The organism is Desulforudis sp. DRI-14 (genome assembly GCF_052618305.1).
On sequence record NZ_JBQXEZ010000005.1, the window covers coordinates 24,754 to 40,642 of the forward strand.

Here is a 15,889-nt window from a genome sequence, read left to right on the forward strand (position 1 = left end):
GGGTGCGATAGAATAGCGCCTGGCACTAACTTATTGGTGTTTTGCCGTACTTAACCATTAGAGCCGGGCCCCTATAACGAGACCCGGCTCAACCGTTACTCCGCGCCCGCCGCGAGATAGGTTCTGACCTTTTCGGTGTTGAACTTCGCCTCGGCATCCTTTTCCGGTGTGAGCAGAGAAACTACAAAGGCCGTTGCGAAGCTCGCTGTCATTGAGATGATTGCCGGGTTCTTCAGCGGAAAGATGGGCGCCGGGTTCTTGAACACATCAACCCAGACCGTCGGGCTCAAGACGATGAGCACGGTGGCCAGAACAGAGCCGACAATGATGGATGCCGTCGCGCCCGCCGTGCTCAGCTTCCTCCAGGTGATCGACAGGAAGAGCGCCGGGAAGTTCGCGCTGCAAGCAACGGCAAAGGCAAGGCCCACCATGAAAGCGACGTTCTGTCCCTTGAAGAGGATGCCCAGAAGGATGGCCAGGACACCGACAAAAATGGTGGCGATCCGGGCAACCTTGACCTGATTTATTTCGGTGGCCTTTCCGCCCTTAACCACGTTAACATAAATGTCGTGCGACAGAGCGGACGCACCGGCGAGTGTCAGCCCGGCGACGACCGCCAGGATGGTTGCGAAGGCCACAGCGGCGATAAACCCGAGGAACGGGAGGCCACCCAGTAGCTCCGAGAGAAGCAGCGCCGCCATATTGCCACCCTTGTCAATACTGCTAATGACCTCGCGGCCTACCAAAACCGAGGCGCCGAAGCCGACGAGCGGGATGATACAGTAGAAATATCCGATAAACCCCGTCGCCCAGGCCACTGACTTCCGCGCATCCTTGGCGTTGGCAACGGTGTAGAAGCGCATCAGGATGTGGGGCAGACCCAGGAGGCCGAACATCAGCGCTAAACCGAGGGAGACGGCGTCGAGCGGGTTACTGATCAGCGTGCCGGGTTCGAGAGCCGCCTGGCCGAAATTGGCCGCTACCGCGCTGTATAACTCCCCGGGTTTAAAGTCAAACCGGGCCATGGTCAGCAGCATTAAGACCGTAACGCCGCCGAGCAGCAGGACGGCTTTGATGATCTGTACCCAGGTTGTGGCGATCATTCCGCCGAAGAGCACGTACATCAGCATTACCACGCCGACGATGATGATTGCGACTTCATATGGAAGACCAAACATCAGCTTGATGAGGCTGCCGGCGCCCACCATCTGGGCGATGGTATAAAATAGGACGGTAAGGATGCTGCCGATGGCCGCGGCGATCCGGACGGGCCGCTGCCGCAGCCTGTAGGCCACCACGTCGGCGAAAGTGAATTTCCCCAGGTTCCGGAGCGGCTCCGCGATGAGAAAGAGCAACACCGGCCATCCCACCAGCCAACCGACTGCATAAAGCATGCCGTCAAATCCCTTTAAAGCAACCATACCGGCAATACCCAAGAACGAAGCCGCGCTCATGTAATCCCCCGCCAAAGCGAAGCCGTTCTGAAGCGCCGATACGCTCCGCCCGGCGGCGTAGTACTCCGTAGTTGTTTTCGTCCTCCGGGCCGCCCAGAAGGTTATCGCGAGAGAGACAGCCACAAAGAGAAAGAAAAAGGTTATCCCCAGAGCTGTGGGTTGCCCCAAAGACGTCTGCATTATTGCACCCCCCGTTTTTTACGATCTTCGAGCGACTGCCGTAACGCCGTTACCCTCGAATCATAGCTCGAATTGGCCCACAAAACGTAAACAAGAGTGAGGACAAAAGAGATTACGATTACAAGGACCACCATCGGGATACCGAGAGTGGTTGCATCCCCTATCTTGCGGGCGATGGTTTCCTTCGAATAGCCGACCAATAGAATGAATCCGTAATAGCTGACGAAGACCAGCAACGTTAGAATACTCGCCACCGTCCACCGCGCAACAACGAGACTTTTGAACTCCGGCAAGTCCTCGATTCTCTGTTCATCCCTATCCATAATGACCCCCCTTAAAAGCCCTTAAGCTGTTTGCGACATGCGTCTAACTCGAACCCCTTATGTTTCTTCCTTCAAAACTCTTCTCTTCTTTGTACCACCCCAGTCCTCCCTTCTGCTAATTACGAATTTTTAGAATGTTGTATCAATTTAATCCTATATGGTTCCCTGCTGCCGGCCAACATTTTATTCTTTAAAGACTGAAAACTGGGCCCGAACGGTTTCTGCATCGGGTATACCGGAGTCGGGCTCTTAAAATAAATAAGTTCGATTCTTGCGCCTGGCAAGGGCCGGCTTGCATTTGAGCCAAAGAATTAGACTTTTCAAGGCCTGACTCCACCCTTTCAACGACACCAGCTGACACTAACGGCTAACTGCCGACCGCCGGCTGCCGACAGCAAACCGCTTGCGACCTTCCAGTATTTAACTGTTAATCGCGAACAGCAAACAAAGAACCCCAAGGTTATTATCCTTGGGGTTCTGAATCTCTTCTTTGTGCGAAGTCGTTAAAGCTTCAGCCCGCGCGCCGGCGTAAGGTTCTGATGGCGATTTCGTGTTCTCCCAGCACTTCGAAGACCGAAGCCTGGTTTTCTTTGATCTCCTTAACGTCTTCTCGGAGCTCGGCCATTTGCGCCTCCAGCCTGGCTTGGCCCTCCTTAAGTTCGGCCACATCGGCCTTAAGTTCGGCGACATCGGCCTTAAGTTCGGCGACATCGGCCTTAAGTTCGGCGACATCGGTCCGCAGTTCCTCGACTGCGGCGTTGGTATTGCCGACGATGCGCAAAAGATCGCCGACCATCGTATACAGCTGTTCAATGCGCTCCTCGGACATCGGATCAGCTCCTCTCCGGCTGCCTGGCAACCTTTTGTATTTATTCGTCGGGACAGTTGTAAATCCTGCTCACTTACCAGAAACAGGCAGGCATTACGCGCAAGCATCTGACCGAAGGGTGCCCGGATTTGAGGAGCGCAAGATCTCCGCTATCAAGCTCGATACATAAAAAAATTGCAGCGCAATTTTCGTTTGCAAAATGTTTGCAAATGCGCTGCAGTACTTCAGCGGGTAAAACCCGCAATCCCTTGTCATTATTGGTGGGCGATGCTGGGATCGAACCAGCGGCCTCTTGAATGTGAGTCAAGCGCTCTCCCCCTGAGCTAATCGCCCGTTTGCAAAAACCATTATAGCACGGCCCCTGTGTTATTGCAAGTTCTTACGCCGGCCGCGCAGGCAGCTCCATAGCAGCAGCCCGCCGGCTACGGCGCTCACGGCCACGGCCGCATCAGCGGCGCGGATGCCTAACACACGGTAGCCGCTGGTGCTGAAGAAACCGGCGGCTACGACGAAGGCTGCCGAGAGCAGGGCCAGGATCGAACGGTGAACGAGCCTTTTCAGCAGCAGTCCGAAGCGGTCGATGGAGGGGTTTTCCTGGGTAAACCGCAGTTCGCCCCTTCCCGCCAGGGCCAGCAGGTGGCTCAGCCGTCCGGGGATCTCGGCGGCCGTCCGCGCCAGGTCGGGGATTTCCTCCAGCAGTACGCGCTGTGCGCGGGCCCAGCTCAGCCGTTCGGTGACAAGGCGTTTGGCAAGGGGCTGCGCCAGCTCGGCCAATCTGACGTCGGGGTTAAGCTGACGGGCCACGCCGTCGGCCGTGACCAGGGCCTTGATCAGCATGGTCAGCTCGGTGGGCAGCCTGATATGGTGCTTGTAGGCCACGCGCATCAGGTCGGTCAGCGACTCGGCGACCCGTATCTGCGTAATCGGCACGTCGTAGTATTTTTCCTGGAGCCGCTCGATGTCACGGCGGACGGCGACGGGCGAAACGCTCGGCGGGACGACGCCCATCTCCCTGATTGCCCGGAAAACGACGGACGAGTCCTTCTTGACCAGGCCCAGGACCATCAATCCCAGGCTGTCCTTTGTCTCCCGCGAAAGACGGCCGACGATGCCGAAGTCCATCATGGCCAAGCGGCCGTCGCCGGTAACGGCAAGATTGCCGGGGTGCGGGTCGGCGTGAAACTCTCCGTCGACAAGGATTTGGCGCAACAGCGTGTTGGCGACAAGCAGGCCCAGACGCTTGGTGTCGATGCCGGCGGCGACGATGGCCTTGAGGTTGTTCAGTTTGATGCCGTGGACGCAGCTCATGGTCAAAACCGTTTTGGACGTGTAATCCCAGTAAACCTTGGGGATGACGACGTTGGGGTCGTTCAGGGAGTTGCGCCGCAGGGCTTCGGCGTGGCGGGCCTCCTCGCGGAAGTCCGTCTCCTCGGCGATGATCTGCGTGAACTCGTCGGCCAGTTCGGCGAAGCCGTAAACTTTACCCCAGGCGGTGTGCCGGTCGGCCCAGCGGGCGAAGTCGTGCAGGATGGCGATATCCACCAGCATCGCCTGGGCGACGCCCGGGCGCTGTACTTTTACGACGACTTCTTCCCCGCTGGAGAGCCTGGCCCGGTGGACCTGCGCGACCGAGGCGGCGGCGATGGGGACCGGGTCGAATTCGGCGAAGGCGTCCTCCAGCTGAACGTTCATTTCGCGTTCGACCTGCCGGCGAACCTCGGGGAACGGGAACGGCGGCACATCGTCCTGGAGCTTTTCCAGCTCGTGGATATACTCGTCCGTCAGCAGGTCGGCCCTGGTGCTCAAGAGCTGCCCCAGCTTGATGAAAACAGGGCCCAGTTCCTCCAGGACCGTGCGCAGGCGCTCCGCGGAAGAGCGGCGGGTCTTTGGCTGTTCCTGGCGCCTGAACAGCCTGCGGGGTTGGGCGACCAGGTCAGCCAGTCCGGCGTACTGAAGGACGAAATCAAAACCGTGCGCGGCCAGCACGCGCGCTATCCGGCGATACCTCTGGGCTTTTTGGTAACGGAGAATGATGCGCCCGAACAAGAACGCCACCTCGGTTTTAGCATATCATAACGACCGCAAAATCACTCCGCGCCTTTTTCAGGCGACAAGGGTTTCGGCCGGGCCGACATCGTCGAAGTTTGTTGACTCTTAGGGAAACCTACCTTAAAATGGATTTTAAGGTGCCAAGCTTTTTGCCTCTTCTTGGCGTCCTTGGTGGTTGTTTTTCTCCGGTTTTATCTTAGCGATCTTGGCGTCTTGGCGGTTTAGAAAACCAAACCCCGGTCTTTTTTGGCGTAGAAGCAGGAAGCGGAGTTTTTCAGCAGCATTTGACTAGACAACGAGCAAATGAAGGGGGCAGGGTCCGGCGCAAGCCGCATCCGCAAACATGGCGAAAAAAGCGAAGCAGACGAAGAAAACGGCGACTGCGCAACAAGCATCGACTGTAACAACATCCGATACCGCAGCAGCACAACGGCCGCTGGTCCTCTCCATCGCCTTCTGGGGCCTGGCGGCGTTGCTGTTTATAACCCCGTTCTTCCGGGGCCTGTTTTTCGCCGAGGAACAGTACCGGGCTTTAATCTTTGCGGCGGTCCTTTTCTGGTTGGTTTTCTTCGGCCGGTGGACGCAGCGGCGGTACAAGGCGTTCGAACATCCCCTGGACTACCTCATGCTGGGCCTGCCGGCCGTGTACATCTACAGCGCGTTCTTTGCGGTCAACACCGGGCTGGCCGTGACCGAGGTGGCCAAGAACATTCTCTACTTCCTGGCCTTCTGGGTGACAGTTAGGCTGGTCCGCTCGGATAAAGATGCTAACCAACTGCTGAAAGTCGTCTACTGTGCGGCTGTGGCCGTAGCCCTGGCCGGCCTGGCCACGGCCACGGGGATTATCCATATCAAGGACGGCTTCCTGAGCGGCCGCTTCTACTCTTCTTTCCAGTATCCTAACGCCCTGGCCAGTTACCTGATGGCGGGATTCTTCCTCGGCATCTACTTCTGGAACAGCGCCGGCCGCTCGTCTGCCCGCCTGCAGGAGTGGCTGCCTTTCGCCAAGCTCCCCGAATGGCTGGCCAAGACCAACCCCTGGCCGTACCTCTTTGCTCTCGGAAACTTTATTGTCCTGACCGTTTTCGTGGGGGCCAAATCTAACGGCGGCTTCCTGGTCTTCATCTTGATACTGCCCTTGTTCTTTATCTTCAGTGCTAGAACAGATCGTATACCCTACTTCTGGCACCTGGTGCTTACGGCGATTCCGTCCGCGCCGGCGGCCTTCCTCTTCATCCGCAGCGTGGAGGCCAAGAGCCCTGAAATCGCCTGGCTGTGGGTTTTACTTGGCTTGCTCGTTATCGTTGGTTCCCAGGCCCTGACCGACTGGTGGAACCGGAGCCTGGGACAGCGGTTTAAAGCGTACAGGAAAGCGATCATTGCCTCCGTCGCCGGGGCCTGCATGCTGGCCGCAGTCGGCGTGGGGATCTGGGTGGCTTCCAACGAGTCCATCAAGAGTCAGGTGCTCGACCTGACTAACGCGAAATATCGCATTGATTCCATCACCGACGCCTTTGAGATGTTCACCGCCAGGCCCCTGACCGGATGGGGGGGCGGCGGCTGGCAGGAGGCCTATCAGGCCTTCCAGAACTACCACTTCATCACCCGCCAGGCCCACGGCCACTACGCCCAAATCGGCGTGGAGACGGGTATCGCCGGCATAGTGCTGTTCGTCGCCCTGTGGGGTGTTTTTCTGTGGGCCAACCACCGTCTTTACCACGGGGCGAAGGACGCCGGGAGAAAGGCGCTTGTTCTGGTCGTCACCGTTGCCGGCGCGGCCATAGGCGTGCATGCCTCGATCGACTTCAACCTTTCGCTTGCCGCGCTGGCCCTCGTGCTCTGGGTTTTGTTCGGCATCACCGCCGCCTTGTCGCTGGTCAAAGAACCCGTGACGGAAGCGGCGCCCCGGAAACGGAAAGAGTCGTCCTACGTTCCTCTCAACAGCACCGCGCTCGTAACGGCGTCCGTTGCCGCGTTTATTATCATCTCCTTCGGTACGACCCTGGCTACGGCAAGCAGCCTTGCCCAGCAGGGCTACACCAAGCTCCGCAGCGGGGACATCAACGGCGGAATCGTCGCCCTGCAAAAGGCTTGTGCCTATAACCCGTTCGAGGGGAGCTACCATGCCGCCCTGGCCCAGGCCTACCAGGCTACGGGTTCCAAGGATGACCTGTCCAAGGCCGTTGAGGAAGCCAAGCTGGCGGCGCAGATGAGCTCCTACACGCCGGCCAGGTACCAGTTGCTGGCGAACCTGCTGGCGGCCCAGGGCAAGACCGAAGACGTTGCGAAGTACGCCGAGAAGGCGGTCGGCGTCGCGCCGCTGGACCTGAAACAGTACGATTTTCTTGCCCGTACGTACTTCTCTTTGGGTTACAGTTTGCTGAATGATGACCAGAAGGATCGGGCCCGGGTTTACCTGGAGAAGGCGCTGGAAGTTCCTTCCTCGATGGAGAAGATCAACAACAGGCTGACGGCTGAAGAGAAGAGACTCTGGCAGGGGGAGAAGCTGGAACCGACGCCGGAGATGAAGCTCAACCTCGGCGCCGCGTCCTACCTGCTGGGCAAGTTCGACCAGGCCGGCGGCCTGCTGGATGAAGCCGTTAAGGGCATTGGTAACGACAACAGCAAGGCGCAAGCCATGCTCTGGCTGGCCCTTGTGAAGGAGAAGCAAGGAAAACAGGCCGAGGCGAACGCCCTGGTCGAAGAGGCTAAAAAGCTCAACCCTGATTTCGAGCAGATCTACGATATCCTTAAGGGGTTACCTGTAATCGAATAGCACGATAGATACGCGACGAGCTTCCAGACATTATGCGTAAAACAGTAATCTAAAAGTGGGTCTCAGTTATGAAAGGGAGCCGGAAGACACTCGAATACGTTCCGCGCTGGCTGGTGGGCATAGGCGATGTCTTTCTGGTCAACGCCGGCTTCGCCCTGGCTTTTGTCATCCGCTTTGGACTCGACGTACCGCAGGTCAACGTCCGTCCCTTCATCGAAACCCTTCCGTGGGTATCGGGATTAACAGCCCTGTTGTTTCTGGGGCTGGGCCTCTACGAGAAACGGTTGAACGGGTTTTTCCCTGTCTTCAGGTCCCTGATTACCGGCGTCGTTTTAATTGTTTTGAGTGCAATGGTCCTGACCTTCTGGTTCCGCGAGTTCGCCTTCCCCCGCAGCGTACTGATCCTGGGCGGTTTCTGCCAGATCGTCCTGCTTGTTTTGTGGCGGTGGCTGGTGTGGCACGGGGATCGTTTGCTGTATGGCCAGAGGACGTTTGCCCTAATCGGTCCGGCGGCGGATGTCGAAACCATCGCGGGGAAGCTTTTGGAGCTGCCGAGAGATTCGGTCAGAATTGCGAAGGTAGTCGAGCTTAACGAGGGCCTCGATCTTAAGGCCGAACTTACGGGGATGGACGGCGTTTTGGTTGCGCCTTCCGTACCCCGGGAATTAAAGGCCGAAATTCTGAACGCCTGCATCGCCACGGGCCAAGAAGTCTACCTTGTGCCCGATTTATACGACGTGGCGGTGAGCAACGCCAGGGTTGGACAAATTGACGACCTGCCCGTGATGCAGATCCAGGACATTCGCCTGTCCGGTTTTCAGGCCTTTACAAAAAGGGGGCTTGACCTGGTCGCCGCTCTGGCCGGCTTGCTTGTTTTTGCTCCGGTTATGCTGGTAGCCGCCGTGCTGGTCGCCGTTACTTCCAAAGGTCCCGTGATTTACACCCAGCAGCGGGTGGGCCAGTTCGGCCGGGAGTTCTCCATCTATAAATTCCGCACCATGGTGGCCGACGCCGAAAAGGTGACCGGCCCCGTACTGGCGGCCGAAAACGACCCCCGCGTTACCCCGGTTGGACGATTCCTTCGCGCTACCCGGCTGGATGAGCTTCCCCAGTTATTCAATATCCTGAAGAGCGATATGAGCCTCGTCGGCCCGCGCCCGGAGCGTCCTTTTTTCGTGGAGCAGTTCGAGAAGGCCAATCCGGAGTATCGCTATCGTTATTTAGTTAAGCCCGGGATCACCGGCTTAGCGCAGGTTTACAGTCGTTACACTACATCGGCTGAGGACAAGCTCCGGTATGACCTCTATTACATTCGAAATTACTCTTTGCTGCTCGACCTGAGGATAATTCTTCAAACGATACCAATACTTCTTCACCCGGCAGCCTCACGAGGGAGTAAGGAAAGCACTGTGCAACGTTTTGCAGGTTTACTTGCGGAACAAGAAAAGCCTTCGACTTAACCATGTCTCAAAGGATGCATCACACGCGGAGGTGTGCGCATGAACCCCCATCAAGCTCACCCCGCCACACCTGTGGCCATGTTCACGAGCCTCTGGCGCAACCGCCGGCTCATCTGGCAGATGACCCGGCGCGAGGTCGTGGGCCGCTACCGCGGCTCGGTCATGGGCCTGGCCTGGTCGTTCTTCAACCCGGTGCTGATGCTCTTCGTCTACACCTTCGTCTTCTCCGTCGTGTTCAAGGCCCGCTGGGGCGTGGGCGGGGAGGAAAGCAAGGCCGACTTTGCCCTTATTCTTTTCGTGGGCATGATCGTGCACGGCCTCTTTGCCGAATGCATCAACCGCGCGCCGGGGTTGATCATTTCCAATGTGAATTACGTCAAAAAGGTGGTCTTTCCTCTAGAAATTCTGCCCTGGGTGGCCATGGGGTCGGCGCTCTTTTATAGCCTGGTGAGTGTGATTGTGTTGTTGCTGGCGCAGCTTATCGTCAACCAGTCCTTGCCGTGGACCAGCCTGCTTTTCCCGCTGGTATTGCTGCCCCTAGTCTTTGCCGGCATGGGCTTTGCCTGGTTTCTGGCGGCGCTGGGGGTTTTCGTGCGCGACATAGGGCAGATTACGGGTATTTTCACCACGGTGCTCTTGTTCCTTTCGCCCGTGTTCTATCCAATGTCGGCACTGCCGAAAGAATACCAAGGTTTGCTGCAGCTAAACCCGCTCACACTCATCATCGAAGAAAGTCGCAAGGTGCTGATCTTCGGCAGCCCGCCCGATTGGCCATCCCTGGGCATCGCCTTGCTGGCCGGCCTGGCCGTCGCCGCCGCCGGTTTCTGGTGGTTTCAGAAAACGCGAAAGGGGTTCGCGGATGTCCTCTGACGACATCGCTATCCGGGTCAATAATCTCTCCAAGTGCTACCTCATTTACGACCGGCCGCAGGACCGGCTCAGGCAATCGATTATTCCGCGCCTGCAAAGGCTCGTCGGCAGGCAGCCCAAAAACTACTTCCGGGAGTTCTGGGCGCTGCGGGACGTCTCATTCGAGGTCAAAAAAGGTGAAACCGTCGGCATCATCGGCCGCAACGGCTCGGGCAAATCCACCCTGCTACAGATCATCTGCGGCACCCTTACCCCGACCAGCGGCACGGTGGAAACTAGCGGTCGCATCGCAGCTCTTCTGGAGCTCGGCTCCGGCTTCAACCCGGAGTTCACGGGGCGCGAGAATGTATACATGAACGGCGCGGTGCTGGGCTTAAGCAAAGAGGAAATCGACGCCCGCTTCGACGATATCGCCGCTTTCGCCGATATCGGCGAGTTCATTGACCAACCGGTGAAGATGTACTCGAGCGGGATGTATGTGAGGTTGGCGTTTGCGGTGGCCATTAATGTTGATCCCGAGATATTGATTGTGGATGAAGCGTTATCTGTAGGCGACGAACTATTCCAGCGCAAATGCTTTTCCCGCATTGAAGCCATCCGTAACAACGGTGCTACAATTCTTTTCGTTTCCCACTCCGGTAGCACCATCGTCGAGCTATGTAACCGTGCTATACTGATGGATGCGGGTGAAAAACTGGCTATTGGTATCCCGAAACAAATCGTAGGACACTATCAAAAGTTGCTGTACGCCCCGGCGGACAAGCAAGAAGCTATCCGGGACCAGATTCGTCGAATGAACGAGCATCATGTGATTTCCGGGCAAAGCATCGTTCAGGGCGTGTTGCCGGCGTATAACGCATCATCGGAGGACAGACAGCTTTTGAAAGAGAGTTTTGATCCCTATCTCAAGCCTAATAGTACTATCGAATACGAATCTCATGGAGCCTATATCGAATCTCCGTCAATACTTACCTTGGCTGGAGAGCGGGTGAACAATTTGATACGCGGAAAAACCTATCGCTACACATATACAGTGCGATTTACGAAAGACGCGAGCAATGTGCGTTTCGGTATGCTGATCAAGACCATTTCTGGTGTCGAATTGGGTGGCGGGGTATCTGCCAACTCAATCAAAGACAGTTTAGCCTATGTGGAGGCGGGTTCCAGTTATCGAGTTGAGTTCCGCTTTCGATGTGCATTGAATCCAGGCGTATATTTCCTGAACGCAGGTGTGGTCGGCGACGTGAATGGTGCTGAAACCTATCTGCACCGCTTAATTGACATCGCCATGTTCAGGGTAATGCCAGATACAGAGAACTTGGCGACAGGTATAGTTGACTTTGGTTGCTTTCCAGAGCTTGAGCTCCAGGAGGCGCAGTGAAGTGACCATGAGACAAGCAAATGTTGAAATGAGTAACAAAAGATTGATCGTAGTTTTAGGAATGCATCGTAGTGGCACGTCTGCATTGGCTGGGTCTCTATCTATACTCGGTTGCGGCTTCGACCGTCGATTGGTCGAAGCGAGCAAAGGAGATAATCCGAAGGGCTATTGGGAGCCTATTGATGTTGTGGATATCAATAATCGGATTTTTTCTGCATTTCATATGAGCTATATGGATTATTGGCCATTGCCTTCGGGTTGGGAGGATATGCCGTCTGTATCTCAAGAGCGAGAGTGTGCCCGGTCTTGGCTTCAACGCATGTTTGATGAACATGACGTGGTCGTTATGAAAGATCCTCGGCTTTGCCGGACTCTGCCTTTATGGCGTCAGGCGCTTGAAGACATGGGAGCCGATGCCTATTATTTGCATGTATTTCGGCACCCTTTAGAGGTGGTGGCTTCATTGCGGAAGCGTGACGCCCGAATCCCCAAGTCATATGGACTGCTTGCATGGCTTGCGCATACGCTGGAGGCCCTTGAGCATAGTGTTTTGAACCGATCTGTTTTGGTGCAGTACCGTGCTCTTCTTGACGCGCCGACAGCTGTGTTGGCTCGGGTTGAACGGGTCCTTGGGATGAATTGGCCGATACATCCCGAGAAAAAGAGCTCTGAATTACGTACTTTTCTGGATGCTGGGCTTGCCCATCATTTCGCCAATAGCTTGCACTGTGATACACCATTGGAAGCATGGGCCATCGCAGTTTATGATTTACTTGCCGGTCATGAGCTTCGAACATTAGACGCGTCGTTTGCATATGAGTTGCAGGCAGTATCACAGCGTTTTGCAGGGGTGCATGAAATATGCCTCGATATGGCACGTGTCTTGGATAACGAGAAAAAGAATGCGGAGGCGCAAATTCGCTATCGTGATGCGCTAGTCGATGAGCTCCGGGCACAGCTAGATTCAGTTAAGAGTAACACCAACGCTCAGATTGCCTACCGGGACAAGCTTATATCTGAACTTGAGCATCGCCTTGCTGACGTGGAGTGCAACGCAAACGAGCAAATTGCATACCGGGATGCGCGTTTGGAGGAGCTGCGCCGAGAAATTGAGAAGCGGGACCGCCGATTGCAGTCCGCTCGTGCGATATTGAGCAGCCGCAGGGCACTGCTTATCCGTATATTTAGGCCAAGTGGGCTTGGTGAGATTGATGATGATAAGTAGCTCTGATGGAGTGCTGGTTACAGTTACCATCCTTACCAAGAATCCGGGGCCGATTTTCAGGGAGGTTTTGTCGGCGGTGCTGAGTCAAGAGACGACCTGGCCATACGAGGTTCTAGTAGTCGACTCTGGGTCGTCGGATGGCACAGTAGATTTTGTGCGTCAGCATTCGGGAGTGAGACTGGTAAAGATTAAGTCAGGTGACTTCGGGCATGGCAGGACGCGCAATCTGGCAGTATCAATGGCGCGCGGCCAGTATGTTGCGATGCTCACGCATGACGCTAAGCCGGCGAATAACAAATGGCTCTCCAACCTTGTCAAACCACTCGAGGCCAACTTGTCTGTCGCTGGCGTATTTGGAAGACATATCGCCTATCCAAACCACACGCCTTGCACCAAGCGCGACATAGAACAGCACTTCAACCAGTTCCTTCAGTGGCCCGCAGTAATGGGCATCGAAGACCCTGAGCGATACGCTCGGGACCAAGGCTATCGGCAGGTGTTGCATTTCTTCTCAGATAACAATGCCTGCCTGCGTAAGGCGGTATGGGAGAAGATCCCCTATCCCGATGTCGACTTCGCTGAAGACCAGTTGTGGGCTAAGGCAATCATCGAGGCGGGATATAAGCGCGCATACGCTGATGACGCGGTTGTCTTCCATTCACATGATTATTCAGTTCGCGACACCTTGCGGCGCTCGTTTGACGAGTCGCGTGCGTTGAAGAGGTTGTTTGGCTACGATCTATGTCCTGGTTTCGGCTATGGCTGTTATCAGGTCTACGCAGGCACGTGTCGAGATTTGAAGTTCCTGATAAAGTCCGTTGGGCTACGCAAAGCGTTTGCCTCGATGTTCCGGACCTCGCTATTGCATGCCGCAAAGCAGGCAGGTTTTTACATTGGGCGCCATCAAGGACCGCTGGAGGGATTTTTCTTCCGGCTGTTTTCACTTGACGGCGCGAAGAAACGAAAATGAGGAGAAAAGAGATGCGACTGAAAACTCTGTGGCGAAAAGTATCTAACGTAATACGTACGGAGGGGTACGTTGCTCTTTTTACCCGTATACGGCGACGTCTAGTCCGCTGTCCCTGTAATGGATCCACCCAAGGAATTATTGAAATGCTCAGGAAAATTGACGTTATAGGTTTTTACGACTTTGTGCTGACGGAAGATGCAGGGATGCTCCAACCTGATTCTGGGACCGTCGAGCACAAGACTATCAATTGGCTTATTCCGGACTTCGGCATAGGTTCCGGTGGTCACCTAAATATCTTCCGCTACATCTTCCTGCTTGAGAAGAAAGGATACAAAAATACCATTTGCCTAGTGGGAAACCATCGACACGCGTCCCAAAACCAGGCTCGTGTACTGATCGCTAAACATTTCTTCCCATTGCAGGCTGATATTGTATTCGGTGTTGAAAATCTGCCTGCAGCAAGTTTCAGTTTTGCTACTAGCTGGATCACGGCCTATGCTCTTAAGGGTTTCGGTGCAACCCTGCACAAGCTTTATTTCGTGCAGGATTTCGAGCCCGCCTTCTATGCATACGGTAGCGAGTACGATTTTGCTGAGGAGACGTACAAGTTTGGCTTTAGAGGAGTATGCGCTGGTGATTGGTTGGCAAAGATGCTAGAGGCGAATTACGGCATGCAATGCCATTCGCTCGGCTTTTCATTCGACCGTAATCTATACCGCCAAACTCCCCGCAGAGACCCGAACATCCGCAGAGTGTTTTGTTACTGTCGACCGCCGACACCTCGCCGCGGCCTGGAGACGGCTCTGCTTGCGCTGAACCTTGTCGGTCAGCGGTTGCCGGATGTGGAATTCATCTTCGCCGGCTGGGATATGGGAGATTACTATTTCCCACATAAGCATCTCAACGCCGGCGTTCTTTCCCTAGAGGAATTACCTGTCCTTTACAGCCAGTGTGATGTGGGGCTGGTGATTTCCTTTACCAACTTGTCCTTGCTTCCACTCGAATTGATGGCGTGCGGATGCGTGGTCGTATCAAATCGAGGGCCTAACACGGAGTGGCTGCTAAATGACTCAAACAGCGTTTTGGTAGAATCGTCACCGCGGGCAATCGCCGATGCCATTGTGAGGGTGCTCGAAGATACTCGGCTTCGCGTTGAATTGGCCGATCGTGCTAAATCGTTTGCATATTCAACAAGCTGGGAGACCGAGTGTGATCGGCTGGTCAAAATACTTGAGACTCTGGCCGAATAAAGAAGAGCCTTGTGTGCGATGCCGGTGGCTTCATAGATAGGTGCTTTTGGCATATATCTGCTGCAATGTTCAGTGCAGATTAGGGGGAACCACCCCTTTGAATACATCATCGATCACAATGGTGGTCCGGGTACGGACTCGCTGTTGCTGTCGATCCAAGGAGACTTAAAATGAACAAGCCGCTGCGTTGTCTTGTATTGGGCGGACGTGGGTTCATTGGATCGCATCTCGTGGATGCGCTGTTGGCCAAAGGCTATCGCGTGCGCTGCTTCGACCGACCGCGTTTAATACGTCTGGGGGAATCTCATTCATCAGATCCAAATTTTGAATTGTTCGAGGGCGATTTTATGAGTGAGGCGGATGTCGCGAACGCCCTGGAGGGATGCGATATTTGCTATCACCTCATATCGACAACCCTTCCGAAATCCTCAAATGACGACCCTGTATTCGATGTAGAAAGCAACCTCTTGGGTACGGTGCGGTTGCTAACTCATGCTGTGAAAGCTGGCGTAAAGAAAGTTGTTTTCGTTTCGTCAGGGGGGACGGTTTACGGGATTCCAATGCAGATTCCGATTCCAGAAACCCATCCGAACAACCCCATTTGTTCGTACGGAATTACCAAGCTTGCGATAGAAAAATACCTTGGTCTTTTCCACCACCTACATGGTCTTGATTACACGGTTCTGCGCATTGCCAATCCTTTCGGGGAAAAGCAGCGAATAAATGCTAGTCAGGGTGCGGTTGCAGTTTTTCTTGGCAAGGCATTGCGGGGGGAAATGATTGAAATCTGGGGGGACGGGACGGTCATTCGCGACTATGTGTATATCAGTGATGTTATCGCGGCCTTGCTTGCTGTGCTTGAATACAAGGGTCCGGAACATATATTCAATATAGGCTCTGGACGAGGTTTGAGCTTGAATGATGTGCTTGACGCCATTGAAAGGGTAACCGGACGGCCGACGCTGCGCCGCTATCTCTCCGGACGCCCGTTTGATGTTCCCACAAATGTGTTGTGTATTGAACGTGCAAAGCTAGAGCTCGGATGGTTTCCGCGCGTTGACTTTGAAGATGGTCTGGCACGTTTTGCCAAGTGGCTTAAACAGAACACTAGTGCTGATTGAA

Annotated in this window: 12 protein-coding genes and 1 tRNA gene; 8 read left to right on the plus strand and 5 right to left on the minus strand. The window is 55.2% G+C overall.

From position 1 onward, the window contains the following. Positions 1-95: 95 nt before the first annotated feature. From ACUM6F_RS04970 to ACUM6F_RS04990, 5 genes are all read right to left on the minus strand, one after another. A complete protein-coding gene (locus ACUM6F_RS04970; RefSeq protein ID WP_425621225.1) occupies positions 96-1,634 on the minus strand; it encodes a sodium:solute symporter family transporter in 1,539 nt (512 codons plus the stop codon). Next, positions 1,634-1,957, minus strand: coding sequence for a DUF485 domain-containing protein (locus ACUM6F_RS04975; protein ID WP_425621226.1), 324 nt, complete (start codon positions 1,955-1,957; stop codon positions 1,634-1,636). The genes ACUM6F_RS04970 and ACUM6F_RS04975 overlap by 1 nt, the downstream gene beginning before the upstream one ends. Before the next feature lie 511 nt (positions 1,958-2,468). Beyond that, the gene (locus ACUM6F_RS04980) at positions 2,469-2,786 is read right to left on the minus strand and encodes a coiled-coil domain-containing protein (RefSeq protein ID WP_445348559.1); all 318 of its coding nucleotides are present in this window, start codon (positions 2,784-2,786) and stop codon (positions 2,469-2,471) included. 258 nt (positions 2,787-3,044) lie between these two features. Then, positions 3,045-3,119: transfer RNA gene (locus tag ACUM6F_RS04985), tRNA-Val, on the minus strand. A gap of 33 nt (positions 3,120-3,152) precedes the next feature. Then, entirely contained in the window at positions 3,153-4,832 is a 1,680-nt protein-coding gene (locus tag ACUM6F_RS04990; protein WP_445348560.1) for an ABC1 kinase family protein, read from the minus strand. Between the two features lie 346 nt (positions 4,833-5,178). On the opposite strand from ACUM6F_RS04990, the gene ACUM6F_RS04995 reads away from it, so the two are divergent. The 8 genes from ACUM6F_RS04995 to ACUM6F_RS05030 all read left to right on the plus strand — a co-directional run bounded on the left by ACUM6F_RS04995 (position 5,179) and on the right by ACUM6F_RS05030 (position 15,888). Further along, the gene (locus ACUM6F_RS04995) at positions 5,179-7,611 is read left to right on the plus strand and encodes an O-antigen ligase family protein (RefSeq protein WP_445348561.1); all 2,433 of its coding nucleotides are present in this window, start codon (positions 5,179-5,181) and stop codon (positions 7,609-7,611) included. A gap of 68 nt (positions 7,612-7,679) precedes the next feature. Next, positions 7,680-9,071, plus strand: coding sequence for a sugar transferase (locus tag ACUM6F_RS05000; protein WP_445348562.1), 1,392 nt, complete (start codon positions 7,680-7,682; stop codon positions 9,069-9,071). Between the two features lie 39 nt (positions 9,072-9,110). Next, positions 9,111-9,941 carry an ABC transporter permease gene (locus ACUM6F_RS05005; protein ID WP_445348563.1) on the plus strand — a complete coding sequence of 277 codons (831 nt, stop codon included), beginning with the start codon at positions 9,111-9,113 and terminating at the stop codon, positions 9,939-9,941. Further along, positions 9,931-11,322 carry an ABC transporter ATP-binding protein gene (locus ACUM6F_RS05010; RefSeq protein WP_445348564.1) on the plus strand — a complete coding sequence of 464 codons (1,392 nt, stop codon included), beginning with the start codon at positions 9,931-9,933 and terminating at the stop codon, positions 11,320-11,322. Before ACUM6F_RS05005 ends, ACUM6F_RS05010 begins: the two co-directional genes overlap by 11 nt. A 1-nt stretch (position 11,323) precedes the next feature. Next, complete coding sequence (locus ACUM6F_RS05015; RefSeq protein WP_445348565.1) at positions 11,324-12,547, plus strand: hypothetical protein; 1,224 nt, start codon at positions 11,324-11,326, stop codon at positions 12,545-12,547. Continuing rightward, positions 12,537-13,517, plus strand: a complete 981-nt coding sequence (locus tag ACUM6F_RS05020; protein ID WP_445348633.1) for a glycosyltransferase family 2 protein — start codon at positions 12,537-12,539, stop codon at positions 13,515-13,517. Before ACUM6F_RS05015 ends, ACUM6F_RS05020 begins: the two co-directional genes overlap by 11 nt. A gap of 143 nt (positions 13,518-13,660) precedes the next feature. Continuing rightward, positions 13,661-14,767, plus strand: coding sequence for a glycosyltransferase family 4 protein (locus tag ACUM6F_RS05025; RefSeq protein WP_445348566.1), 1,107 nt, complete (start codon positions 13,661-13,663; stop codon positions 14,765-14,767). A 170-nt stretch (positions 14,768-14,937) separates the two neighbouring features. Then, the gene (locus tag ACUM6F_RS05030) at positions 14,938-15,888 is read left to right on the plus strand and encodes an NAD-dependent epimerase/dehydratase family protein (protein WP_445348567.1); all 951 of its coding nucleotides are present in this window, start codon (positions 14,938-14,940) and stop codon (positions 15,886-15,888) included. Position 15,889 lies beyond the last annotated feature (1 nt).

Bases quoted from the DNA above. Each gene is read 5' to 3' on its own strand.
- ACUM6F_RS04970 (WP_425621225.1), bottom strand. From the start codon at position 1,634: ATGCAGACGTCTTTGGGGCAACCCACAGCTCTGGGGATAACCTTTTTC.
- ACUM6F_RS04975 (WP_425621226.1), bottom strand. From the start codon at position 1,957: ATGGATAGGGATGAACAGAGAATCGAGGACTTGCCGGAGTTCAAAAGT.
- ACUM6F_RS04980 (WP_445348559.1), bottom strand. From the start codon at position 2,786: ATGTCCGAGGAGCGCATTGAACAGCTGTATACGATGGTCGGCGATCTT.
- ACUM6F_RS04995 (WP_445348561.1), top strand. From the start codon at position 5,179: ATGGCGAAAAAAGCGAAGCAGACGAAGAAAACGGCGACTGCGCAACAA.
- ACUM6F_RS05000 (WP_445348562.1), top strand. From the start codon at position 7,680: ATGAAAGGGAGCCGGAAGACACTCGAATACGTTCCGCGCTGGCTGGTG.
- ACUM6F_RS05005 (WP_445348563.1), top strand. From the start codon at position 9,111: ATGAACCCCCATCAAGCTCACCCCGCCACACCTGTGGCCATGTTCACG.
- ACUM6F_RS05010 (WP_445348564.1), top strand. From the start codon at position 9,931: ATGTCCTCTGACGACATCGCTATCCGGGTCAATAATCTCTCCAAGTGC.
- ACUM6F_RS05020 (WP_445348633.1), top strand. From the start codon at position 12,537: ATGATAAGTAGCTCTGATGGAGTGCTGGTTACAGTTACCATCCTTACC.
- ACUM6F_RS05025 (WP_445348566.1), top strand. From the start codon at position 13,661: ATGCTCAGGAAAATTGACGTTATAGGTTTTTACGACTTTGTGCTGACG.
- ACUM6F_RS05030 (WP_445348567.1), top strand. From the start codon at position 14,938: ATGAACAAGCCGCTGCGTTGTCTTGTATTGGGCGGACGTGGGTTCATT.